The sequence below is a fragment of the Amycolatopsis sp. NPDC051106 genome, assembly GCF_040682775.1.
In the GTDB taxonomy this organism is placed as follows: Bacteria; Actinomycetota; Actinomycetes; order Mycobacteriales; family Pseudonocardiaceae; genus Amycolatopsis.
On record NZ_JBFBBQ010000048.1, the window covers coordinates 1 to 21,537 of the forward strand.

Annotated in this window: 27 protein-coding genes; 17 read left to right on the forward strand and 10 right to left on the reverse strand. The window is 72.5% G+C overall.

Translation table 11 applies throughout. The features are described 5' to 3' along the window. Positions 1–87 precede the first annotated feature (87 nt). From AB0M83_RS30105 to AB0M83_RS30115, 3 genes are read right to left on the reverse strand one after another with little or no spacing between them, the layout of a single operon-like run. Positions 88–1,524: an alpha/beta hydrolase gene (locus tag AB0M83_RS30105; protein ID WP_364521843.1), complete on the reverse strand. Its 1,437-nt coding sequence runs from the start codon at positions 1,522–1,524 to the stop codon at positions 88–90. 30 nt (positions 1,525–1,554) lie between these two features. Beyond that, positions 1,555–2,274, reverse strand: a complete 720-nt coding sequence (locus tag AB0M83_RS30110; RefSeq protein ID WP_364521845.1) for an ABC transporter permease — start codon at positions 2,272–2,274, stop codon at positions 1,555–1,557. 14 nt (positions 2,275–2,288) lie between these two features. Beyond that, positions 2,289–3,173: an ABC transporter ATP-binding protein gene (locus AB0M83_RS30115; protein ID WP_364521847.1), complete on the reverse strand. Its 885-nt coding sequence runs from the start codon at positions 3,171–3,173 to the stop codon at positions 2,289–2,291. Between the two features lie 107 nt (positions 3,174–3,280). Here AB0M83_RS30115 and AB0M83_RS30120 point away from each other — a divergent pair, with 107 nt between their 5' ends. Together AB0M83_RS30120 and AB0M83_RS30125 are read left to right on the forward strand one after the other, a co-directional pair. Then, positions 3,281–4,438 (forward strand): histidine kinase, encoded by a 1,158-nt coding sequence (locus tag AB0M83_RS30120; protein ID WP_364521849.1) that lies wholly within the window; start codon positions 3,281–3,283, stop codon positions 4,436–4,438. Continuing rightward, on the forward strand, positions 4,435–5,037 hold the full coding sequence (locus AB0M83_RS30125) for a response regulator transcription factor (protein WP_364521851.1): 603 nt from the start codon (positions 4,435–4,437) through the stop codon (positions 5,035–5,037). Before AB0M83_RS30120 ends, AB0M83_RS30125 begins: the two co-directional genes overlap by 4 nt. A 7-nt stretch (positions 5,038–5,044) precedes the next feature. Here AB0M83_RS30125 and AB0M83_RS30130 read toward each other — a convergent pair whose 3' ends face one another. Further along, positions 5,045–5,953 carry an SDR family NAD(P)-dependent oxidoreductase gene (locus tag AB0M83_RS30130; protein ID WP_364521852.1) on the reverse strand — a complete coding sequence of 303 codons (909 nt, stop codon included), beginning with the start codon at positions 5,951–5,953 and terminating at the stop codon, positions 5,045–5,047. A gap of 128 nt (positions 5,954–6,081) precedes the next feature. Between AB0M83_RS30130 and AB0M83_RS30135 the strand changes: the two genes are divergently transcribed. From AB0M83_RS30135 to AB0M83_RS30150, 4 genes are read left to right on the forward strand one after another with little or no spacing between them, the layout of a single operon-like run. Then, positions 6,082–6,753: a TetR family transcriptional regulator gene (locus AB0M83_RS30135; protein WP_364521854.1), complete on the forward strand. Its 672-nt coding sequence runs from the start codon at positions 6,082–6,084 to the stop codon at positions 6,751–6,753. A 55-nt stretch (positions 6,754–6,808) separates the two neighbouring features. Then, complete coding sequence (locus AB0M83_RS30140) at positions 6,809–6,964, forward strand: CopG family transcriptional regulator (RefSeq protein ID WP_364521856.1); 156 nt, start codon at positions 6,809–6,811, stop codon at positions 6,962–6,964. Then, positions 6,964–7,305, forward strand: coding sequence for a VOC family protein (locus AB0M83_RS30145; RefSeq protein WP_364521858.1), 342 nt, complete (start codon positions 6,964–6,966; stop codon positions 7,303–7,305). Before AB0M83_RS30140 ends, AB0M83_RS30145 begins: the two co-directional genes overlap by 1 nt. Next, positions 7,302–8,534 carry an MFS transporter gene (locus AB0M83_RS30150; protein ID WP_364521860.1) on the forward strand — a complete coding sequence of 411 codons (1,233 nt, stop codon included), beginning with the start codon at positions 7,302–7,304 and terminating at the stop codon, positions 8,532–8,534. The genes AB0M83_RS30145 and AB0M83_RS30150 overlap by 4 nt, the downstream gene beginning before the upstream one ends. Here AB0M83_RS30150 and AB0M83_RS30155 read toward each other — a convergent pair. The 3 genes from AB0M83_RS30155 to AB0M83_RS30165 are packed head-to-tail and all read right to left on the reverse strand — an operon-like array spanning position 8,521 to position 10,231. After that, positions 8,521–9,612, reverse strand: coding sequence for a putative sulfate exporter family transporter (locus AB0M83_RS30155; protein ID WP_364521862.1), 1,092 nt, complete (start codon positions 9,610–9,612; stop codon positions 8,521–8,523). The genes AB0M83_RS30150 and AB0M83_RS30155 overlap by 14 nt on opposite strands. Further along, entirely contained in the window at positions 9,609–9,740 is a 132-nt protein-coding gene (locus AB0M83_RS30160) for a hypothetical protein (RefSeq protein ID WP_364521864.1), read from the reverse strand. The genes AB0M83_RS30155 and AB0M83_RS30160 overlap by 4 nt, the downstream gene beginning before the upstream one ends. A gap of 2 nt (positions 9,741–9,742) precedes the next feature. After that, a complete protein-coding gene (locus tag AB0M83_RS30165; RefSeq protein ID WP_364521866.1) occupies positions 9,743–10,231 on the reverse strand; it encodes a carbonic anhydrase in 489 nt (162 codons plus the stop codon). Here AB0M83_RS30165 and AB0M83_RS30170 point away from each other — a divergent pair. The 5 genes from AB0M83_RS30170 (at position 10,221) to AB0M83_RS30190 (ending at position 13,558) form a co-directional block, all read left to right on the forward strand. Next, positions 10,221–10,379 (forward strand): hypothetical protein, encoded by a 159-nt coding sequence (locus tag AB0M83_RS30170; RefSeq protein WP_364521868.1) that lies wholly within the window; start codon positions 10,221–10,223, stop codon positions 10,377–10,379. The two genes, AB0M83_RS30165 and AB0M83_RS30170, sit on opposite strands and share 11 nt — an antisense overlap. A gap of 65 nt (positions 10,380–10,444) precedes the next feature. Next, a complete protein-coding gene (locus AB0M83_RS30175) occupies positions 10,445–10,930 on the forward strand; it encodes a GNAT family N-acetyltransferase (protein WP_364521870.1) in 486 nt (161 codons plus the stop codon). Continuing rightward, positions 10,927–11,850, forward strand: a complete 924-nt coding sequence (locus AB0M83_RS30180) for an amino acid ABC transporter permease (protein WP_364521872.1) — start codon at positions 10,927–10,929, stop codon at positions 11,848–11,850. Before AB0M83_RS30175 ends, AB0M83_RS30180 begins: the two co-directional genes overlap by 4 nt. Beyond that, positions 11,847–12,614, forward strand: coding sequence for an amino acid ABC transporter ATP-binding protein (locus AB0M83_RS30185; protein WP_364521874.1), 768 nt, complete (start codon positions 11,847–11,849; stop codon positions 12,612–12,614). Before AB0M83_RS30180 ends, AB0M83_RS30185 begins: the two co-directional genes overlap by 4 nt. Continuing rightward, positions 12,614–13,558 (forward strand): ABC transporter substrate-binding protein, encoded by a 945-nt coding sequence (locus AB0M83_RS30190; RefSeq protein ID WP_364521875.1) that lies wholly within the window; start codon positions 12,614–12,616, stop codon positions 13,556–13,558. The genes AB0M83_RS30185 and AB0M83_RS30190 overlap by 1 nt, the downstream gene beginning before the upstream one ends. A gap of 13 nt (positions 13,559–13,571) precedes the next feature. On the opposite strand, the gene AB0M83_RS30195 is transcribed toward AB0M83_RS30190, so the two are convergent. Beyond that, on the reverse strand, positions 13,572–14,507 hold the full coding sequence (locus tag AB0M83_RS30195; protein ID WP_364521877.1) for a helix-turn-helix domain-containing protein: 936 nt from the start codon (positions 14,505–14,507) through the stop codon (positions 13,572–13,574). 72 nt (positions 14,508–14,579) lie between these two features. On the opposite strand from AB0M83_RS30195, the gene AB0M83_RS30200 reads away from it, so the two are divergent. Both AB0M83_RS30200 and AB0M83_RS30205 read left to right on the forward strand, forming a co-directional pair. Next, positions 14,580–14,915, forward strand: coding sequence for a cupin domain-containing protein (locus AB0M83_RS30200; RefSeq protein ID WP_364521879.1), 336 nt, complete (start codon positions 14,580–14,582; stop codon positions 14,913–14,915). 109 nt (positions 14,916–15,024) lie between these two features. Continuing rightward, on the forward strand, positions 15,025–15,786 hold the full coding sequence (locus AB0M83_RS30205) for a hypothetical protein (protein ID WP_364521881.1): 762 nt from the start codon (positions 15,025–15,027) through the stop codon (positions 15,784–15,786). Positions 15,787–15,827: 41 nt separating this feature from the next. Here AB0M83_RS30205 and AB0M83_RS30210 read toward each other — a convergent pair whose 3' ends face one another. Then, complete coding sequence (locus AB0M83_RS30210) at positions 15,828–16,754, reverse strand: LysR family transcriptional regulator (protein WP_364521883.1); 927 nt, start codon at positions 16,752–16,754, stop codon at positions 15,828–15,830. Between the two features lie 70 nt (positions 16,755–16,824). On the opposite strand from AB0M83_RS30210, the gene AB0M83_RS30215 reads away from it, so the two are divergent. Then, a complete protein-coding gene (locus AB0M83_RS30215; protein WP_364521885.1) occupies positions 16,825–17,661 on the forward strand; it encodes an SDR family NAD(P)-dependent oxidoreductase in 837 nt (278 codons plus the stop codon). On the opposite strand, the gene AB0M83_RS30220 is transcribed toward AB0M83_RS30215, so the two are convergent. After that, complete coding sequence (locus AB0M83_RS30220) at positions 17,658–18,575, reverse strand: aldo/keto reductase (protein ID WP_364521887.1); 918 nt, start codon at positions 18,573–18,575, stop codon at positions 17,658–17,660. The genes AB0M83_RS30215 and AB0M83_RS30220 overlap by 4 nt on opposite strands. Positions 18,576–18,659: 84 nt before the next feature. On the opposite strand from AB0M83_RS30220, the gene AB0M83_RS30225 reads away from it, so the two are divergent. From AB0M83_RS30225 to AB0M83_RS30235, 3 genes are all read left to right on the forward strand, one after another. Then, positions 18,660–19,244 carry a TetR family transcriptional regulator gene (locus AB0M83_RS30225; RefSeq protein WP_364521889.1) on the forward strand — a complete coding sequence of 195 codons (585 nt, stop codon included), beginning with the start codon at positions 18,660–18,662 and terminating at the stop codon, positions 19,242–19,244. A gap of 301 nt (positions 19,245–19,545) precedes the next feature. Beyond that, positions 19,546–19,722, forward strand: a complete 177-nt coding sequence (locus tag AB0M83_RS30230; protein ID WP_364521891.1) for a hypothetical protein — start codon at positions 19,546–19,548, stop codon at positions 19,720–19,722. A 26-nt stretch (positions 19,723–19,748) separates the two neighbouring features. Next, positions 19,749–21,527, forward strand: a complete 1,779-nt coding sequence (locus AB0M83_RS30235) for an HEXXH motif domain-containing protein (RefSeq protein WP_364521893.1) — start codon at positions 19,749–19,751, stop codon at positions 21,525–21,527. Positions 21,528–21,537 lie beyond the last annotated feature (10 nt).

The window sequence follows — 21,537 nt, forward strand, 5'->3', positions numbered from 1 at the left end:
AAACCCTCGGGTTCGCCGCGTACGGCATCGGGCTGCTGGCCAACCTGCTGTGGACGCCGCTCTTCTTCGAGGGCGGCGCGGCCGCCGTCAGTGGCTCTCGGCGGCGCAGGACAGGTCGTGCGCCGGGCGGGTACCCGTCGCCAGGAACTCCGTCACCGCGCTGTTCCCGCACTGGTTCGGCCCGAACAGGTAGGCGCCGTGCCCGCCCTGGTCGACGGTCACCATCCGGGCGCGGTCGCCGAACGCCGCGCGCAGCTTGCGGGCGTTCGCCAGCGGGGTGCCCGGGTCACGCTCGTTCTGCACCATCAGCACGTTCGCCGGGCCCCGGCCGGTGATCCGCACCTTCGGCTCGACCGGTGCCGACGGCCAGAACGCGCACGCCGCGATGTTCGCCGAGGCCGCGCCGAGCAGCGGGTACCGGATCCGGTCGACGGCGACGTCCACCTGGTAGCCCAGCACCGACCGCGGCCAGGCCGTGTCGCCGCAGAGCACGGCGAACCGGGCCGCGAAGAGGTTCTCCGCCGGTGCCGCGAGCGCGGCGGCCGGCTTCGGTGCCCGGCCCTGGTCCAGGGCCTGCCAGTTCTCGGCCAGCGGCGTCAGGTCGGTGGCGTACAGCCCCTCGAACGTGAAACCGCGGAAGAGCGACCCGGTGATTCCCCCGACCGGGGCCCGGTCCAGCCGCGCGGCCAGCTCGTGGAACTTGGCGGTCACCTGCGCCGGCGTGCGGCCGAGCCCGTACTCCGGGTGGGCCGCGGCGAACTTCGCGAAGTCCGGGAAGCGGTCCTCCATCCCGCGGCCGAAGCCGCGCATCGCGTCGATGTCGTAGCCGCCCGGCCCGAGGTTGCTGTCGAGCACGAACCGGTCGCTGCGCTCGGGGAACATCGTCGTGTACACCGCACCCAGGTACGTGCCGTACGACGCGCCCAGATAGGACACGGTGGGCTCGCCGAGCGCCTGGCGGATGCGGTCCATGTCCCGCGCGGTGTTCGCCGTCGTGACGTACGGCAGCATCGGCCCGGTCGCCGCCTCGGCGCACTGCCGGGCTTCCGTCTTCGCGTGCTCCGCCTGCTTCACGACGTCGGCCGGGCCGTTCGCGTACGGCAGGTTGCCGATCGCCATCTGCGCCGGGGTCAGGTCGCACGTCACCGGGGTGCTGTGCCCGACACCGCGCGGGTCGAAGCCGATCAGGTCGTACTCGTCGAGCACGCTCTGCGGCAGCTTCACCAGCTTGAGGATCTGCGGATAGTCCAAACCCGCGCCGCCGGGGCCACCCGGGTTCGTCAGCAGCACACCGCGCCGCTTCTCCGGGTTCTTGCTCGGGAGCCGCGAAACCGCGACGTCGATCTCGCGGCCGTCCGGGTTCCGGTAGTCCAGCGGAACCTTCAGCGTCGTGCATTCGAGGTCCGGCGTCGGGAAGGCCCCGGCCGGGCACGGGCCCCACGTCGGTTCGCTCGCGGACGCCGGTGGCGCCACGACGGTCGCGCCGAGCACGGCGACAGCCGCGGCCAGCAAGGTGGTGCGCATCGAAATTCCCCTCTCTCGTTCGCGCCGCGATCAGCGGCGCGGTTCCCAGCGGAAGAGCCGCGCGGCCAGGGCGACCGCGACGACGACCCAGGCCAGGGTCGGTCCGAAGAGGACCAGTGAGTCGGCGGCCGGCCGGCCGCCGTTCCAGGCGTCGAGCACCAGCTCGGTTGCCGAGCCGCCCGGGAGCAGGCGCTTGAGCAGCGTCAGGTCCCCGGTGCCGGTGATACCGACCCAGCCGCCCACGGCGATGACGCCGAGGCTCACCGGCAGGGTCGTCACCTGCGCGTGCTCGGGCGAGTTCGTCAGCCCGGCCGTCGCCAGCCCCAGCGCGAGCATCATGGCCACGGTCGCGACGACGGCCGCCACCAGCAGCAGCGGGTTCGCGGGCGGTCCCGCGACCGCGGCGAGCACGCCGAGGATGACGCCGATCTGGGCCACCGACAGCACGGTGATGGGCACCAGGAGCCCGCCGAGGATGCCGGCGTCGCCCGCCGCGGTCGAGCGCAGGCGCTTGAGGAACAGGTTCTGGCGGCGGGAGGCCAGCGTGGTCACCGACGTCGTGTAGAGCCCGATGCCCGCCACGAAGAACAGGGCCAGCGAAGCGATGTAGCCGAGGCTGCCCACCGCGGTGAACAGGTCGTGCCGGAAGACGAAGAACGCGCTGAGCGCGGCCGGCAGCACCAGGGCGGTGACCAGGACGAGGCGGTTCCGGAAGATCTGGATCAGCTCGCCGCGAGCGATCGTCCACATGGGAGGGTCCTCCTTCAGGAGTTGTCGATGGCGCGGAAGACGTCGTCGAGCCGCGTCGGCCCGGCACGCAGGTCCTGCAGGTCCACGGCGTGGTCCTGCGCCCACCCGAGCAGCGTGTGGAGGTCCTTCTGCAGGCCGAAGGTCTCGACGAGGAACTGGCCGTCGGCCTGGCGCGCGGCGTGCAGCGGCGGGGCGGGCGCGCGCGGGGGCAGGCCGAAGCGGATGGTGGCCGGCAGGGTCCGCGTCAGCTCGGCGACGGTCCCTTCCCGGTGGAACGCGCCCTGGTGCATCAACCCGATGCGGTCGGCGCGCTGCTGGGCCTCTTCGAGGTAGTGCGTGGTGAGCACGATGGTGGCGCCGCCCTCGCGCAGCCGGTCGACCGCGTCCCAGAGCGCGTCGCGGGACTGGATGTCCAGGCCGGTGGTGGGCTCGTCGAGGACGACCAGTTCGGGTGAGCCGTAGACGGCGGTGGCGAAGTCGAGCCGCCGCTTCTCGCCGCCCGAAAGCCGGCCGACCTTCGTCGCGGCCTTGCGGGTGAGGCCGACGACGCCGAGCACCCGCCCGACGTCGTCGGTGCGTTCGGTGAGCCGCCCGACCAGCCGCACGGTCTCCCGCACGGTCAGGTCCGGGGCGAATCCGCTTTCCTGCAGCATGATCCCCATCCGCGGCCGGACCGCGGCGCGGTCGCGGGGGTCCTTCCCGAACACCCGGACCGCTCCCGAGCCGGGCGCGCGGTGGCCTTCGATCGTTTCCAGGGTCGAGGTCTTCCCGGCGCCGTTCGTGCCGAGCAGTGCGTAGAGCTCCCCGCGGTCCACTCGGAACGACAGGTCCTTCACGGCGGCGAAGCCGTCGTAGGTGAGGTTCAGGCGGTCGACGTCGATGACGGGTGTCGTGGACATGCTCCGATTCCAGCGGGATCGGAGCCCGCGCGGCAGTGTGCTGACGTCACCCCGGCGTATGACGCAGTGTCACTGGTGGTGCCCGCGAAGCCGGATACGCTCGGTTCATGGAGGCACCGTCGATCGCGCGCAGGACGTCCTGGACCGGCGGGGCGGTCCAGGAACGGCTGCGCCGGCTCAACCTGATCACCACGGTGCCGCCGCTCGCCCTGGTCGGCGTGCTGCTGCTGGTGCTCACCGCCCGGACCTGGTGGCACGTCGTCATCCAGGTCGTGGGGCTGATCGCGGCCCTGGCCACGGCCGAACGCTGGACCGCGGGCGACTTCCTCCGCGTCGCGCGGCCCAGCCTGGTCGTCACCGCGGTGGTCTGGCTGGCCGGGGCGCTGACCGGCAACTCCTCCGCGTTCTACGGCCTGTCGCTCGTGGGGTCGTTCCTCATCCCGCCGCTGCCGCGCCACCGGATCGCGGCGATGGCCGGGCTGACCGTGCTGGTCGCCGTCCTGGGCGCGACGAACGTGCTCGTGTCCGACGATCGGATCGGTGCGCGGCTGATCCAGTTCGCCGCCGTCCCCGCGGCCTCGGTCTTCTTGTCGACCGCGTTCATGTTCGGCAGCCAGCGGTTGTACGACCTGGTCGCGGAGCTCGAGCAGTCGCGCGAACGGGAGGCGGAGCTGGCCGTGACCCGGGAGCGCGTGCGCTTCGCCGGCGACCTGCACGACATCCAGGGCCACACGCTGCACGTGGTGAAGCTGAAGGTCGCGCTCGCCGAGAAGCTGCTGGACACCGACCCGGACCGGGCGCGCGAGGAGCTGGGGGAGGTGCGCAGCCTGGTCGGCGACACCATCGTGCAGACCAAGGAGCTCGCCTACGCCCAGCGGCGGCTCAACCTCTCCGCCGAACTGGAGAACGCGAAGAACCTGTTCGAGGCGGCCGGAATCCACGTGCGCGTCGAGCGGGAGTCCGAAGTGGACGCCCGCGCGGGGGAGCTGCTCGGCCAGGTCCTGCGCGAGACGACGACCAACATCCTGCGCCACGCCCAGGCGCGGCAGGTGCGCATCACCCTTTCGAGCTCCGGGATCACCATCCTCAACGACGGCGCGGCCGAGGAGGGCCCGCCCGAGCTCAGCGGGCTCGCGGCGTTGCGGCACCGCCTGGTGGAGAACGGCGGTGAGCTGGTGGTGTCGCGGACGGACGGCCGGTTCCTGACGGCGGCGGCGTTTCGTTCGACGTCGCCGCCCTCGAAGATCCGAAAGGACGGTCGATGACCAGCGTGGTGCTCGCCGACGACGAAGCCCTGCTCCGCAAGGCGCTGGCCGCCCTGCTGCCGCTCGAGGGCGAGATCACCGTGCTCGCCGAGGCCGAAGACGGCGAAGCGGCGGTGGCCGCCACGCTGCGGCACCGCCCGGACGTGCTCGTCATCGACCTCGAGATGCCCGGGGTGGACGGCCTCGGCGCGGTCGCGCAGATCCGCCGTGCCCGGCCGGAGCAGGTGATCCTGATGCTGACCCGGCACGCCCGCCCCGGCGTGCTCCGGAAGGCGCTGAAGCTGGGCGTGCAGGGGTTCGTCAGCAAGTCGGCGGAGCCGGCGCACATCACGTCGGTGATCCGGACGCTGCACGCGGGCAAGCGCTGGATCGACCCGGACGTCTCGGCGCTCGCGGTCGTCGACGACTGCCCGCTGACCGACCGCGAGCTCGACGTCCTGCGCGCGACGCGGGAAGGCTTCTCGGTGGCCGACATCGCGGGGCAGCTGCACCTGGCGGAGGGCACGGTGCGGAACTACCTGTCCAACGCGATGCAGAAGACCCAGACCCGCACCCGCCACGAAGCGGCCCGCTACGCCCGGGAGCACGACTGGCTCTGACCGCGGGTCAGCCGACCGGGAACTTGACCGCCGTGAGCTCCTCCGAAACCGCCCACAGGCGCTGCTGGATCGCCGCGTCGTAGGACTGCGGGGTGGACGTCACCACCTGCGGGCGGCCGCGGTAGCCGCCCGGGCCGGCGGGACCGTAGTACTGGCCGCCGAGGGCCGCGGGGTCCGTCGCCGCCCGCAGGGTCGGGAGCGCGCCGCGCTCCGAGCTCTGGGTGAACAGCGGGGCCACCAGCGGGAAGAGCGCGCGGGCGATCGCCGGGGAGTTGCGCATCAGCTCCGTGCGGGCCACGCCGGGGTGGGCGGCGATCGACGTCGTCGTGCCGTGCGGGGCGAGGCGGCGCTGCAGTTCGTAGGCGAACATCAGGTTCGCGAGCTTGGCCTGCCCGTAGGCCGCCACGCGGTCGTAGGACTTCTCCCACTGCAGGTCGTCGAAGTGGATCGCGGCGCGGATGCGGTGGGCGATGCTCGCGACCGTCACCACCCGGGAGCCCTCGACCGGCAGCAGCAGGTCCAGCAGCAGGCCGGTGAACGCGAAGTGGCCGAGGTGGTTCGTGCCGAACTGCAGCTCGAACCCCTCCCGCGTGGTCTGCTTCGGCGGGTACATGACGCCCGCGTTGTTGATCAGCAGGTCGATCTTCGGCAGCGTCCCGTGCAGGTCGGCCGCGGCGGCCCGGACGGAGTCCAGCGAGCCCAGGTCCAGTTCCTGCACGGCGACGTCGGCGTTCGCGCCGAGCCGGGCGGCGGCCCGCTTGCCCTTTTCGACGTCGCGGACGGCCAGCACCACCGTCGCGCCGCGTTCGGCGAGCACCTTCGCGGTGTCGAACCCGAGGCCCGTGTTGGCCCCGGTGATGACGGCGACGCGCCCCTTCTGGCTGGGGACGTCGCGTTCGGTCCAGTTCTCGCCCATGGCGGTTCCTTCCGGTGGCGGCCCTTTCGGACCGACGGTCTGTTATGGCCGACGCTAAGGAACCGACGGTCTGTTGTCAAGAGACTGCCGGTCTTCAATTTCACGTGCCGGGCGTTACGCTGGGTGCCATGACGTTCCAGCGGGCCCGCAGCGCGGAGCAGCGGGAGGAGCGGCGCCGCACGATCCTCGACACGGCGCTGGCGATGCTCGACGAGATGCCGGTGGCCGACGTGACCCTCAACGAGCTCAGCAGGCGGGTCGGCCTCGCGAAGTCGAATGTGTTGCGCTACTTCGAATCCCGGGAGGCGGTCCTGCTCGAACTGCTCGACCGGGCACTGCGGGACTGGCTGGGCGACGTGGCGGACGAACTGGCCGCGGGCGTCGACCCGGCCGGGTCGGCGGGGGAGCGGGGCGAGCGGTTCGCGGCCGTCGTGGCCCACTCGCTGGCGCGACGCACCGTGTTGTGCGACCTCATCGGCGCGCAGGCGGGTGTCCTGGAACACAACGTGTCGGTGGACGTCGTCGTGCGGTTCAAGCGGTCCGCCCTCGCCGGGCTGGACTCGATGGCCGAGCTGGTCCGCCGTTACGTGCCGGAGGTCGGCGACGAGGCCGCGTCGGTGTGCCTGTTCGCGATGATCCTGACCGGCGGGCTGTGGACGCACTGCCGGCCGTCGCCGAGCGCGCTGGCCGCGTACGAGGTCGACCCGGCCCTGGCGGCGCTGCACCTGGACCTGGCTCCCGCGCTGCAGCACGGCTTGGCGCTGATGATCGCCGGCGCCACGGCGCGCACCAGCGGCTGACCGGCCCTCGAACGAGGTAAGGGATGCGGGCAAGCTCATTTGCTAGCATGTGGGCATGCCCTCCGTCACCAAGCGGCAGTTCAGCGTCTACCTGCCGGCCGAGCTCATCCGGCGGGTGAAGCATGCCTCCGTCGACGCCGACGAGTCCCTTTCGGCCTACGTCGAGCGCGTGCTCGAGGACCACCTGCGACGAAGCGAGGAACGCCCGTGATGCGAGTGCTGCCGATCCGCTACAGCGCGGACGTCGAAGCCATGACCCGGTTCTACGCGGTCCTCGGCCTGAGCGTCGGGCCGGTGTCGCGGCCCGGCGGGTGGGTCGAGCTGCCCGCCGGCGGTGGCACGCTGGCCGTCCACCGGGGAAACGACGTCGGCCGGTGCGAGCTGGCCTTCGAGACCGACGAACTCCTGGAAGACGTCGCCGAGCGGCTGCGCGAGGCCGGGTACGAGCCCGGGCCCGTCATCGACGAAGGCTTCGGGCGCTCGCTGCGCGTCCCGGACCCCGACGGCGTCTGGGTGCAGATCAACGCCTACGACCGCGACCTGTACACGTGAGCTTGCCGGTGCGGGAGTCGCGGCTCCTCGCCGGAGGCGTCGTCGCGCTCGAATTCTCGGCCGCCGTCACCAGTTTCGTCGCTTCCACGCTGCTGCCGGTCGTCGCCCGTGACCTCGACGCGGGGGACCGGCTCGGGCTCCTGATCGCCGGCTCGACCCTCGGGTTGTTCGTCGCGCTGCCACTGGCGAGCCGGGTCCTCGGCCGGCTGGGCACGCGGGGCACGCTCGCCGCCGGGATGCTCGCCTACGTCGGCGGGCTCGTTCTCGCGGCCACCGCCCGGAACGCGGAGGTGTTCGCCCTCGGCCAGCTCGGCACCGGGCTCGCCAGTGGCCTGCTCGCGGTCTTCGGGGTCAGTTCCGCGATCCGGCACCTCGACGAACGGCTGCGCCTGCGCGTGGTCGCGGCGTCGTCGGCGATGTGGATCCTGCCCGCCCTGGTCGGCCCGGCCGCGACGCTGGGCCTCGAACACCTCGTCGGGTGGCGCTGGACCCTGCTGGTGCCGGTGCCCTTCGTCCTCTTCGGACGGTTGCTCGTCGTGCGCGCCGTCCGCGACGACCCGCCCGCCGACGCCGCGCCGCGGCCGCTCGGCCGGACGTTGCTGGTGCCTCTGGGTGCGGCGGGAGTCGTGCTGAGCGAGGGGTGGTGGCCGCTCGCGGTCGCCGGCGCCGTGGTCGCCGCGGCCGGGATGGTCGCGATCCTGCCGGCGGGCACCGCCCGCCTCCGCCGCGGGACACCGGCCGCGCTCGCCGCGATGGTCCTGTTCGCGGTCGGCTACTTCGGTGCGGACAGCCTGATCACCGTCCTGCTGACGACGGGGTTCGGGATGAGCCTCGGCCAGGCCGCGATCGTCTTGAGCGCGGCCCCGCTGGCCTGGGCGGTGACGAGCCTGTTCGCGCGCCGCCTGCCCGCGACCGGCTTGGCCATGACGGCTCTCGGCACGGCCGTCCTGGCCGTCGGCGGCCCGTTTCCCGTGGTCCTCGCCGCCTGGACGGTGGCCGGGATCGGCGTCGGGCTCGCCTATCCCGGCCTGTACGTCCGGGCGAGCACCGTCGGCCCGACCGGGCTGACCGCGACGGAACTGGCCACGGCGGTGATCACGGCCGAGTGCGTCGGGCAGCTGCTGGGCCGCGCGATCGGCGGCACCTTGAGCTCGGCCGGCGCATTGTCCGCCTCCTACGCGGTGTTCGCGATCGCCCTGGCCGCGGCCGCCGCGGTCAGCCGAAGGTGACCCACTGGGACGTCAGCAGCACGAGCCCAAGTGAGCACGTCGCCACCACGACCAGCCCCAGCGCCGCGACCACCAGGGGCCGGAACCCGCTGCGGGCCATCTGCCGCAGGTCGAAGTTGAGGCCGACCCCGGCGAAGCACAGCAGGAACGCCCATTTCGACAGGTTGCCCAGGCTCGTCACCTCGGCCTTGGTGAACACGTGCGCGGTGGCCAGCGCGGACACGGCGAGGAAGCCGAGCACGAACTTGGGGAACGTGCGCCACACGAAGGCGGCGCGCTCCTTCGGTCCGCTCGCGACCGCTTTGCCGCCCCGGGTGGACCAGTAGGCCGCGTACCCGAGCACGACCAGCCCGATCAACGCGTTGCGGGTGCTCTTCACCGCGACGGCGACGTCCTGGGCGTGCGGGGAGTAGGCCGCGCCGGTCGCCGTCGTCTCCGCGGTGTTGTCCACCGCCAGGCCCGCCCACAGCCCGAACTGCGTGTCGGACAGGTTCAGGGCGTGCCCGATCAGCGGGAAGGTGAAGAGCGCGACCGCGCCGAGCGCGAGGATCGCGGCGATGGCGTACCCGGAGTCCTCGTCGTCGGCGTCGATGGACCCGCGGCCCGCGATGATCGCCGAGACGCCGCAGATCGACGTGCCGATCGCCAGCAGGGACGACAGCTTCCCGCCGAGCCCGAAGAGCTTGCCCACCAGGAGGATCACCGTCGTGGCCACGGCCATGTCGATCAGGATCAGGCCGAGGCTCAGGCCGCCGAGCTTGAGCAGGTCGCCCAGTACGAACCGGGCGCCGAGCAGCACGATGCCGATCTTCAGCCAGAACTCGTAGGTCGCCACGCCCGGCCGGAACAGCGCCGGGACGCCGATCGTGTTCCGGATGACCAGCCCGAGGATGATCGCCCACAGCACGTATTCGAGGTCGGGCAGCGCGGTGCCGGTCGCCTTGCCGAGGGCGCGCACCTCGTTCTGCGCCAGCGTGCCCACGATCCCGACGACGGCGAGCAGCAGCAGTCCGGGCACGTAGCGCAGGACCGGGAGCGTCGTCGGTCCACCGCTCCGGGTGGTCGTGCCGGTGCTCATTTGACGAGGAAGGTGATCGTCGGCAGCAGGCCGAACGCGGCCAGCAGCACCAGCACGGCGGCCACCGCGACCGCGGCCCAGTCCGCGCTGATCCGCGGCGCCGGCTTCGGTTCCGGCTCGGCACCCATGTTCAGAGCACCTCGTTCAGCTTGCCGGTCGCGACGTCGAAGACGAAGCCACGAATGGAGTCCTTCTTCGGCACGAACGGGCTGTTCTTGATCCGCGCGATCGACTGGCGAACGTCCTCGTCGAGGTCGCTGAACGCTTCGGCGGCCCACGCGGGCTTGACGCCGACGTCTTCCTGGATCGACTTCTTGAAGCCGTCGTCGGTGAAGGTGAGCATGCCGCAGTCGGTGTGGTGGATGAGGATGATCTCCTCGGTGCCCAGCAGCCGCTGGCTGATGGCCAGCGAGCGGATCTCGTCTTCGGTGACCACGCCGCCGGCGTTGCGGATCACGTGGGCTTCGCCTTCGTTCAGGCCGAGGACGCCGTAGACGTTGATGCGCGCGTCCATGCAGGCGAGCACGGCGACGTGCTTGGCGGGCGGCAGCGGGAGCGGCCCGGTGAACCGCGCGGCGTAGCCGGCGTTGTTGGCCAGGAGCTCGTCGGTGACCGACATGGTGATCCTTCCGGCGGAGAAGCGGGTGCGCCGAGTGGACCGCTCCCCGCACCCGAAAGCAATCGTGCCCAGGAACTGGGACGCGGGTGCGGTCCAGGATCCGGGATCCGGCCCCGGCGCGTTGACCGCGCTCGGCCCGGCTTCCTAGAGTCGACGACGTCAGCGGAAGGCGCACGCGCTTTTCTCCCTTTCTTTTCCGGAGCAGGTACTCCCATGCCCGAATCCGTCTGGGTCGCCCAGTCTGATCCGCGGGTCCGGCCATTGCTCGCCGACCTGGCCCGCGAATATTCGACGCGTTACCACCGCGTCCTCAACGACGTCCACTTCGAACTCCGCGAATACCCCGCCGAGCGGTTCGTGGCCCCGGAAGGCGGATTGCTGCTGCTCGTGCGGGACGGCCACGCCGTCGCGGGCGGGGCTTTCCAGCGCTACGACGAGGAGACCGCCGAGCTCAAGCGGATCTGGACCCACCGCGCGCACCGCGGCCGGGGGCTCGCCCGCCGGGTCGTCGCCGAACTGGAGGCCGAAGCCGTGCGCCGCGGGTACCGCCGGATCTTCCTCACCACCGGCCCGAACCAGCCCGAAGCCCGCGGTCTCTACCTGGCGACCGGCTACACGCCGCACTTCGACGTCGACGCCGTACAGACGACTCGGCTGTCGTTCTCGAAAGCGCTTCCCGCTCCGGTCGGTGCGAGATGACCAGCGACCTCGGGACACGGCCCGCCCCCGCCGCGACCCCGGAGGAGTCGCTCCGGATCGTGCCCGCGAGGCACCCCGCGACCTGGGTGGCCGCCGCCGTCGTGGCGGTACTGGTCGCGATGGCGGGCCACGCGCTGGTCACCAACAAGGCGTTCGACTGGCCGACGTTCAGCCGGTTCGTCTTCCAGAAATCGATCTTGGAAGCCGTCGCGCTGACGCTGGAACTGACGTTGTTCGGCGTCGTCGCCGGATTCCTGCTGGGTACGATCCTCGCGTTGATGCGCATTTCCCGGAATCCGCTCCTGCGTGCGGTGAGCTGGACGTACACGTGGATTTTCCGGTCGGTCCCGCTCATTCTCCAGCTGCTCTTCTGGTATAACCTCGCGATCCTGTACAACGAGATTTCCTTCGGCGTCCCGTTCGGGCCGTCATTCGTCTCGGTCGGGACGATGAGCCTGATCCCGCCGTTCCTCGCCGCCGGCCTCGGGCTCGCCCTGCACCAGGGCGCCTACGCCGCGGAGATCGTCCGAGCCGGGTTCCTTTCGGTGGACGCCGGGCAGCGCGAAGCCGCCGCGGCGCTGGGCATCCCGGCCGGCCGGCAGTTCCGCCGGATCGTGCTGCCGCAGGCGATGCGCACCATCGTGCCGACCGCGGCCAACGAGATCATCGGCCTGCTGAAGGCGACGTCCCAGGTGTACGTGATGGCGCTGCCGGAGCTCTTCTACCAGGTCCAGGTGATCTACACGCGCAGCGGCCGGGTGATCCCGCTGCTGCTGGTGGCCACGTTCTGGTATCTCGCGCTGACGACCGTGCTGTCGGTGGGGCAGTTCTACGTCGAGCGGTACTACGCCCGCGGCGCGCTCCGCACGCTGCCGCCCACCCCGTTGCAGCGCCTGCGTTCGGTCTGGAGGAGAGCATGAGCGCGGACTTCATGGTGGACGTCCGGGGCGTGCACAAGAGTTTCGGCGCGTTGACCGTTCTCGACGGCGTCGATCTCCAGGTGCGCCACGGAGAAGTGACCGTCCTGCTGGGACCGTCCGGCTCCGGGAAGTCGACATTGCTGCGCCTGATCAACCACCTCGAGCGCGCCGACCGCGGTTTCATCAGCGTCGGCGGCGAGCTCATGGGTTACCGCCGGGCCGGGGACCGCCTGCACGAGCTCAAGGAACGGGAGATCCTCGAGCAGCGCACCAGGATCGGGTTCGTCTTCCAGAGCTTCAACCTGTTCGGGCACCTGACGGTCCTGGAGAACGTCGTCGAGGCGCCGATCTCCGCGCAACGCCGTCCGCGCGCCGAAGCCGAGGTCCGCGCCCGGGAGCTCCTGACCCGGGTCGGGCTGGAAGACAAGGCGTCCGAGTACCCGCGCCGCCTTTCCGGCGGCCAGCAGCAGCGCGTCGCGATCGCGCGGGCGCTGGCCCTCGAACCGGACGTCCTGCTCTTCGACGAGCCCACGTCGGCCCTCGACCCCGAGCTCGTCGGCGAGGTCCTCGCCGTCCTCCGGGACCTCGCGAAGTCGGGGACGACGATGGTCGTCGTCACCCACGAACTGGGCTTCGCCCGGGAAGTCGCCGACACCGTCGTCTTCCTCGACGCCGGCCGCGTCGTCGAACAGGGCTCGCCCGAAGCCGTCCTCGACCACCCCCAGCACGCCCGCACGCGGGCCTTCGTGGAGAAAGTCCTTTGATGAAACCACTGAAAGTACGTGTCTTCCTGCTCGCTTCGGTCTTCGCGCTGACCGCGTGCGGCAGCCCCGAAGCGGCCACCGGAACCGCGGCCCAGCCCGGCGGCGTCAACATCACCGCGAACCAGAACCGCGTCCGGGCGCAGAAGGTCGACGCGATCGCCGCGCTCGTCCCGGCCGGGATCCGGACGCGCGGCTCGCTGGTCGTCGGGACCACCGGCAACGGCACCCCGCCGCTGTCGTTCCGCGCGGACGACGACAAGACGGTCATCGGCGTCGAGCCCGACCTGGCGCAGCTGGTCGCCGACGTGCTCGGGCTGAAGCTCGACCTGCGGGCGTCGTCGTGGGAGAACCTGTTCCTGTCGGTGGAGAACCGGCAGTTCGACGCCGGGTTCTCGAACATCACGGTGACCGAGGAACGCAAGGACAAGTACGACTTCGCGACCTACCGCAAGGACACGATCGCGTTCGAGGTCCGCGCCGAGAAGAACCTCGCCGTGCGGGAGGCGAAGGACATCGCCGGGCTCACCGTGGGCGTCGGCGCGGGGACCAACCAGGAGCAGATCCTGCTGCGCTGGGACCAGCAGAACAAGACAGCCGGCCTGGCCCCGGTGAAGTTCCAGTACTACCAGGCGACCTCCGACTACTACCTCGCGCTGCAGTCCGGCCGCATCGACGCCTACGTCGGCCCGAACCCGACGTCGGCCTACCACGTGGCGGTGGAGGGCAAGACGAAGATCGTGGGCACGGTCTCCGGCGGCGGCACGATCCCGGCCGACATCGCGGCGATGACCAAGAAGGACGACGGCCTGGTGAAGGCGCTGCAGCAGGCACTGGACACCGTGATCAAGAACGGCCGGTACGCCGAGGTGCTCAAGCGCTGGAACCTGACGTCGGAGGCGTTGCCGGCGTCGGAGGTCAACCCGCGGGGGCTGCCGCGCAAGTGAACGGGCGCCTGGGTCAGGGGGTACGGAACGCCCGGCGGTAGGCGCCCGGAGTCGTTCCCACCTGCGCGCGGAACCGGCGCCGCAGGTTGACCGCCGACGTCAGGCCGACGCGGGCGGCGATGGCCTCCACCGGCAGGTCCGTCTCCTCCAGCAGCGTGCGGGCCTCTGTCACCCGGCGCGCCAGCAGCCACGCGCCGGGGCTCGTGCCGAGCTGGCCGGCGAAGCGCCGGGCCAGCGTGCGGGGCGAAACACCGGCGTGCGCCGCCAGGTCCGCCACCGACAACGGCGTCCCGAGCCGGTCGCCCGCCCAGGCGAGGAGCCCGTCCAGGGCGTCCGGCGGCGGGGGCGGCGGGGCGAACTGCACCTGGCCGCCTTCGCGGTGGGGCGGCATCACCATGTGCCGCGCGACCAGCGCGGCGTGCGCGGCGCCGTGGTCCTTCCGGACGAGGTGCAGGCACAGGTCGATCCCCGCGCCGGCCCCGGCGCTCGTGGCGACGTCGCCGTGGTCGACGTACAGCACGTCCGGCTCCACGCGCACCCGCGGGAACTCGCGCCGCAGCTGCTCGGCGCGGCCCCAGTGGGTCGTCGCGGACCGGCCGTCCAGCAGGCCCGTGCGGGCGAGCGCGAACACCCCGGAGCAGATGGTGACGAGCCGGGCGCCCCGCGCGTGGGCCCGCAGCAGCGCGCGGCGGACGCGCGCGGGCAGCGGCGCCTCCACCGGTGCCCAGCCGGGGATGATCACGGTGTCGGCGGAGTCCAGCGCCGCCAGCCCGCGCGAGACGGACATCGCGTACCCGGCCGTCGTCGGCACCGGGCCTGGCGTCTCCGCGCAGACCTCGAACTCGTAGTGCCGCGGCACCCCGGCCCGCGGCGTGCCGAAGACCTCGGCGGCGCAGCCGAGCTCGAACGTCGACTGCACCGGCCGCACCAGGGCCACCACGCGATGCATGGCAAGAAAGTACCCCAAGGTGTCTTCCCGGACACTGGTCCGGCCTCGGCCCGAGCGGGCACCGTGGCGGTCATGCACCCCGAGATCCTCGACCAGGACGGCTACACCTGGTCCACCGTCAAGGAAGCACCCGTCCGCGAACTCTTCCCCGGCATCCGCCTGCGTCCACTGTGGACCGGACCCACCGGCGCGCACGCGAACGTCCTGGAGATGGACGCCGGCACGTCGTGGCCGCGCAAGGACGTCCACGAACCCGGCCCGGAGGAGGTCTACGTCGTCGCGGGCACGTTCAACGACGGCGCGCGCGACCACCCGGCGGGCACGTTCCTGCACGCGCCGGCCGGGACGTGGCACGTGCCCGCGAGCGCCACCGGATGCACCCTGTTCCTCTTCTACCCGGAGGGCTGAACGCCCCGGCGCCGGTCCTTCGGCCTGGCGGCTCTGGTGCGGAGCGATCCACTGCGGTACAACCGGAGGCGTGGCCGAGCGCGTACGGCGCCCCGACCAGCATGCCGCGGTGGAACGGGATGTGCTGGTGCGGTACCTCGACGCGTGGACGGCGAAGGCGCTGCGCTCCCAGCGCGGCGGCACGTACGTCGAGTGCGGCGGGTTCGCGGCCGACGCGCTCCGGGTCTTCGGCGAGTTCTCCGACCGGCTCGACGGGCACCACCTGGAGCTGGTGGTCGTCGGTTCGGCCGTGCCGGAAGGAGTGCTGGCGGGCCTCACCGTGCGGGTCGCCGACGATCCCCGTGACCTCGGGGTCACCGGGCCGGTGCTGACCCATTTGGACGGTCCCGGGGCGTGGCCGCTGGTCGCGCCGATGGCCCGCGGCAAGGGGCACGAGGTCGTGGTCACCGCGCCGGCGGGGGATCACGGCGACCACGGCTGCGCGATCGAACTGGTCGCCGAAGACGGCGAAGCGCGCGTGCTCGTGTTCGTCACGGCGGACGAGAAGCACCTCGCGACGTTCAAAAGCGAGCTGTGGGCGGTGGACGAGTTCGCGGGCATCCGCTACCGCGACCCGCGTGACGCCGAGGGGATCCTGGTCGACATCTCGCTTACGCCGCAGCTGCTGCCGTTGCGGCGGGCCCTGCTGGCGGAACTGACGCGGCGGGGGAGCCGGACGGTCGCGGAGCTGCAGCGGTTCACGCTGCTGGAGACGATCTACCGCCCGGAGGACGCGATCGGGGCACTGACGTCGGCAGTGACGGCGGGGGAGGTCACGCGGGATCCGGAGAAGGGCCGGCTGACGCCGCGGACCGTGGTCGGCCTCCCGTAGCCGGTCGTGAGGGGGAAACAGGGTTGGAACACTGTTCCCGCTCACGACGGCCGCGGCGGGGAGTCGGTCTCGAGGGCGGCTTCGCGCAGGGCCGCGGCGACCCGGGCCGCCGCGTCGGACAGGGGGCGCGGGAGGTGGGCGAGCAGGACCCGGCGTTGCTCACCGGGACCACCGCGGACGGCCAGCACGCGCACCCCGGCCGGCACGACGGCGCCGAGTGACCCGGGCACCGTCGTGATGCCGCAGCCGGCGGCGACGAGGTGCAGTTTCGCGAGCCAGTCGCGGGCGGTGTGGGCGATCTCGGGCCGTTCGTCCAGGCCGGGCCACACCCCCAGCACACGGTCGTCGCCCGAACCCGCGATCCAGCGTTGCCCGCGCAGGTCGGCCACGTCGACGTACTCCCGGCGGGCGAGCGAATGGCTCGCCGGGACGGCCACCCGCAGGCTGCGCTCGGCCAGGGTGTGCAGGACCAACGCCGGGGTTTCGGTGTCCGGTGGGCGGAACGGCGGCGCCGAGGCCACCAGCGCGAGATCGAGGGTGCCGGCGCGCAGCGCGCGGACCAGCGCGGGCGTGCCGCCTTCCCGGCTGAGCACGGTGATCGCCGGGTGCGTGCGCCGCAGGGCGGTCAGCGCCCGGGGCAGCAGGTCGGCCCCGGCGGTGGGGAACCAGCCCAGCCGGACCGTGCCCTGCTCGCCGGGCAGCCCGGCCAGCTCGCGCGCGGTGGCGTCGAGCTGGTCGAGGACACCGGCGGCGCGGCGCACCACGATCTGCCCGGCCGAGGTGAGCCGCACGCCGTCGTGGCGCCGTTCGAGCAACGGCGTTCCCGCCGCGCGCTCCAGCGACGCGATCTGCCGGGAGACCGCGGACTGCGTGTAGCCGAGCGCGGTGGCCGCGGCGGTGAGCGTGCCGCGCTCGGCCACCTCGCGGAACACCCGCAGCGCGGTCAGGGAAGCGTCGGCGATGGTCATGACGTACACGCATACCAGGTCTGCGGATCTTTCGCTTTTCGCATGGCCGAGCCGGATCTAGCTTGGAGTCGTGAACACGACCCCGAAAGTCGCTCTCGTCACCGGTGCCACCCAGGGCCTCGGCCTCGCCCTGGTCGAAGGTCTCGCGGCCCGGCTGTCCACAGCGGACACCGTCTACCTGACCGGCCGCGACGCCGGGCGCGTCACCCAGGCCGTCGAAGCCGTGCCGGCCGGCGGCGCCGAGGTCCGCGGTGAGGTCCTCGACGTCGCCGAGCCCGATGCGCCCGGCCGCCTCGCCGCGAAGCTGGCCGATCGGCACGGCGGCGTCGACATCGTGCTCGGCAACGCCGTCATGCGCGTCGGGCCCGACGACGACCCGCGCGCGATCGCACGCGACTACGCCGAGGTCAACAACTTCGGCACCACCCGGCTGCTGCGCGCTTTCGCGCCGATGCTGCGCGACGGTGGCCGGTTCCTCGTCGTGGCCAGCTCGTTCGGGACGCTGAACCACCTGGCGCCCGCGCTGCACGACCGGTTCGACGGACTGTCCTCATTGGACGAAGTGGACCAGCAGGTCGCCGCCTGGCGCGACGCGGTCGAGGACGGCAGCGCCCGCGCCGGCGACTGGCCGGGCTTCGTCAACATCCCGTCCAAGATCGGCCAGGTCGCGGCGGTGCGCACCCTCGCCGCCCGACGCCGTGAGGGCGACCTGGCGCGCGGCATCCTGCTCGCCGCCGTCTGCCCCGGGATGATGAACACGCCGACGTCCGCCCTGTGGTGGGACGTCAGTGCCGCGCCGAGCCCGGCGCAAGCGGCGGATCCCTTGCTGGACCTCGTGTTCCGGCCCGTCGATCCCGCTCAGTACGGCGAGCTGGTCCGCCACGGCGCCGTCCTGCCCTGGCGCTAGCCGAGCGTGGCGTCCAGCGAGCGCGACAGGACCGCGTCCAGGGCGGCCAGCGTCCCGCCGTCGAGCACGAGGTGGCCGGCGGCGATGTTGGCCTCCAGGTGGTCCGCACTCGCGGTGCCGGGGATGAGGTGGACGTTCGGGGCGTGGTGCAGCAGCCACGCCAGGCCGATCTGCGCCGGCGTGTGGCCGAGTTCGCGGGCGGCCGCCTGCACCGCGGGCTCGTCGGTCACCTTCGGCAGGCTCGGGAAGGCGCCGCCGAGCGGGAAGAACGGGACCCAGGCGATGTCGTGCTCGAGGCAGAGCGCGAGCATGTCCTCGTCTTCGCGGCCGACGAGGCTGTAGGCGTTCTGCACGCACGCGATGCCGGCCGGGAGCGCCCGGCGCAGGATGTCGAGGGTGACGCTGCTGAGGCCGATCGCGCCGATCTTGCCCTCGTCGCGCAGGGCGGTCATCACCGCGAGCTGGTCGTCGAGGCCGACGAGCTGGTCGCCCTCGGCCACCACGCCGGGCCGGCGGTCCGCGCGGCGCAGGTTCACCAGCGGGATGCGGTCGAGGCCGAGGGCCCGCAGGTTGTCCTCGACGCTGGCCCGCAGCTCCTCGGGCTTTTGCGCCAGGCGCAGCGGGATCGGGCCGCCGGGGTCGGGGTCGGCCCCGACCTTGCTGGCGATCAGGACGTCGTCCTCGGGCCGGACGGCCTCGCGGACGACGTCGTTGACGAAGCCGTTGCCGTAGAACTGCGCGGTGTCGACGTGGTCGACGCCGAGGTCGAAGGCCCGGCGCAGCAGCGCGACGGCCGCGGCGCGGTCGCCGTGGAGGCGTTCGAGCTGCATCGCCCCGTACCCGACGCGGGAGACGGTCCGGCCGGCGAGCGCGCCGGCGCCACCCGGTCGCGGGGCACTTTCGGTGGAAGGCATGGGTAGTCCCGTCCTCGTGCGATGATGGTGAAGCGGAGGAACCTCCGCTAAGCCGACCGTAGCACAACCGGAGGTACCTCCGCTTTGACTCCGCCCGAACCTGACCGCCCGGTCCGCTCCGACGCGCGCCGCAACCGGGAAAAGCTCGTCGCGGTCGCGCGGGCGGCCTTCGCGACCGCCGACGGCACCGTCGCGCTGGAGGCGATCGCCCGCGAGGCCGGCGTCGGGATCGGCACGCTCTACCGCCACTTCCCGACCCGCGAGGCGCTCGTCGAGGCCGTCTACGCGGCCGAGCTGGACGACGTCACCGCGAGTGCCCCGGCGCTGCTCGAACAGCTCCCGCCGGAGGCCGCGCTCCGCGCGTGGATGGACCGCTACGCGGCTTTCGTGGAGACGAAGCGCGGAATGGCCGACGTCCTGCGCGCGAGCATGGCGTCCGGCCGCATCGCAACCCCGGCAACGCGCCGCCGCATCACCGCGGCGATCGGCGCGATCCTCGACGCGGGAGCCCGCGCGGGCACGCTGCGCGCGGGCGTCGACCCGGAAGACGTGACCCTGATGCTGCTCGGCGTGTTCCTGTCCACTTCGGCCGTCCAGGACGCGGAGCGGGTCGGCCGGATGCTCGACCTGATCCTCGACGCCGTGCGCCCGGTGCCCGGCACGCCTTGACCCGGCACAGCCGCGCACCCGGCTTTCTCCGCCTTTCCGGAAACGCGCCGAAGACGGCATTCACGGTGAAGCTGACGGACGGCGGGCCATCCCGAGCCCGCCGCCCTTCCGCGGGGAAGCCCCTCGGTAGCACGTTCCGCGGAAATCGGCGGGCGATCAGTCGCCCGAACGGGGTTGCGGAAACGCACAGTATCCGGACCGGCGGGATTGATCCGCCATGCGGACCCTCACAAATCCCGTTTCGTGTTGCATGATGATTACTCCCCCGATCGTGGGGGCGTGTCGTGAGGGAGGACCTGACATGGGACAGGCTCGGGGCGAAGTCACCACGAGGATGGTCGATCTGAGCACGTTCCCCTTGGCCGAACTGCGCGGGAGTGACGACCCGGCGCTCCTCCGATCACTGCGGCAGCTCGCCGGCCGCGCCGAGTGCAGCCGGACCGGGGTGCTCCAGAACCAGGCACCGGACGCACGCTGAGCAGGGTTTAGGGAACCTGCGACCCGATGCTGGACACCCACCGGGTGTCACTGACGAACCTCGACGCGATGGCCGCGGGGCGGAGTGACGCTGCCGTCGTCGCGCAGCTCGGGCAAGCCGACCGCAGCCGGCGGCTGACGTTGCTGCGCGCGGTCCTCGACAGTGCGGCCGAGCTGAAGCCCGCGATGTCCCCGCTGCCGCCGCTCGACGAGGCGTGGGCGTTGCTGATCGAGGCGCAGCACTGTGATCCCGCCGCGACCGACCGCGTCCTCGCGCACCCCCACACCGGCCTGTGGGCGGCGAACGTCCTGCAGCGGCTGGCCGGTGGCGGGCTCGGCGACCCGCCGCTGTGGGCCGATCTCGGGGGCCTGCACCGGCTCGCCACCGCCGCGGCGATCCGCGCCGGGCACGACTTCCGCTCCCGGGTTCCGGTGTGGCGCGGCCGGCTCATGCTGCCCACCCTCGGGCTCGCCGACGTCCGCAGCCGCCGGGAATGGGATTTCGCGCAGGTGCACGCCGAACGCGGCCACGTCCTCGTGCGGGGCCCGGCCGGCAGCGTGCAGCTGCCCGACGACAGTTCCGCCGACGGCCCGGGCTGGTCCGCCCTGCGCACCGTCCGCGCCGGTGACGGCGAGTTCGTCCTCGACGACCTCGACCCGTACCGCGAGTTCGACGGGCCCGTCCCGCCGCAGCGCCTCGACGCCGGCGAAGTGACGCGATGGGCGGAAATCCTGGGCGACACCTGGCAGCTGCTGACCGAGCACCACCCCGCGATCGCGGCCGAGCTGACCGCGGGGCTCACCACCCTCGTGCCGAGAGCGGCGATCGACCGGTTCACCCCCTACAGCGCGTCCCACAACGACGTCTTCGGTTCAGTGGTGCTGTCGCGCCCACCGGACGCGACGACGTTCGCGGCCACCCTGGTGCACGAGTTCCAGCACAACAAGCTCGGCGTCCTGCTGGTCCTCGTCGATCTGCTCGATCCCGCCGGGGACAACGACTCCCCGCGCCTCTACGCACCGTGGCGCGATGATCCGCGGCCGGCCGTCGGTCTGCTCCACGGCGCGTATTCCTTCCTGGGCGTGACCGCGTTCTACCGCGGGCACTACCCCGTCGAAAAAGGATTGGCGGCGAGGGCCGCGCAGTTCGAGTTCGCCTACCGGCGCGAGCAGACGGCCCACGCCGTGCGCACCTTGCTCGCGGAATCGGTCCCGTCGGCACTGGGGCGCCGGTTCCTGACGATCGCGGGGGAGCGGCTGCGCGAGTGGGGCACCGAGCCGCTGCCGGACGACATCGGGCACGCGGCCGGGCGGGCCACGCTCGATCACCGCCTGACCTGGCGGCTGCGGCACCTGCGGGTCGCGGACCGGGTCGTGGCGGAGCTGGCCGAGGCCTGGCTGCGGAACCGGCCGTGCCCGCCCGTCCCGGCGGTGCCGCCGGCTTTGGTGCCCGCACCGGGTTCCGCCGGGCACGCCCGGCTCACGCTCACCAGGACCTGGCTGACCGACCCGGACCTGTACGACGTCTACCGCGCCGAACCGGAGCTGGCGATGGCCGAGATCAGCGGGATGTCCGCCGCGGACCTGGCCCTCGTCGACGGCGACACCGTGACCGCGGCCGACCGCTACCGGCGGCGGCTCACGACCACTCCCGGCTCGACGGCCACGTGGGCCGGGTTCGCCTTGGCGACCCGGCACCCGGTGCTGCTGAGCCGTCCGGAACTCGTGCGGGCGGTGCACCGGGAAGTCCTGCGGCAGCGCGGGGTCGCGCCGGACCCCGACCGGCTCGCCCGCTGGCTCGGCTGACCCGCGACGG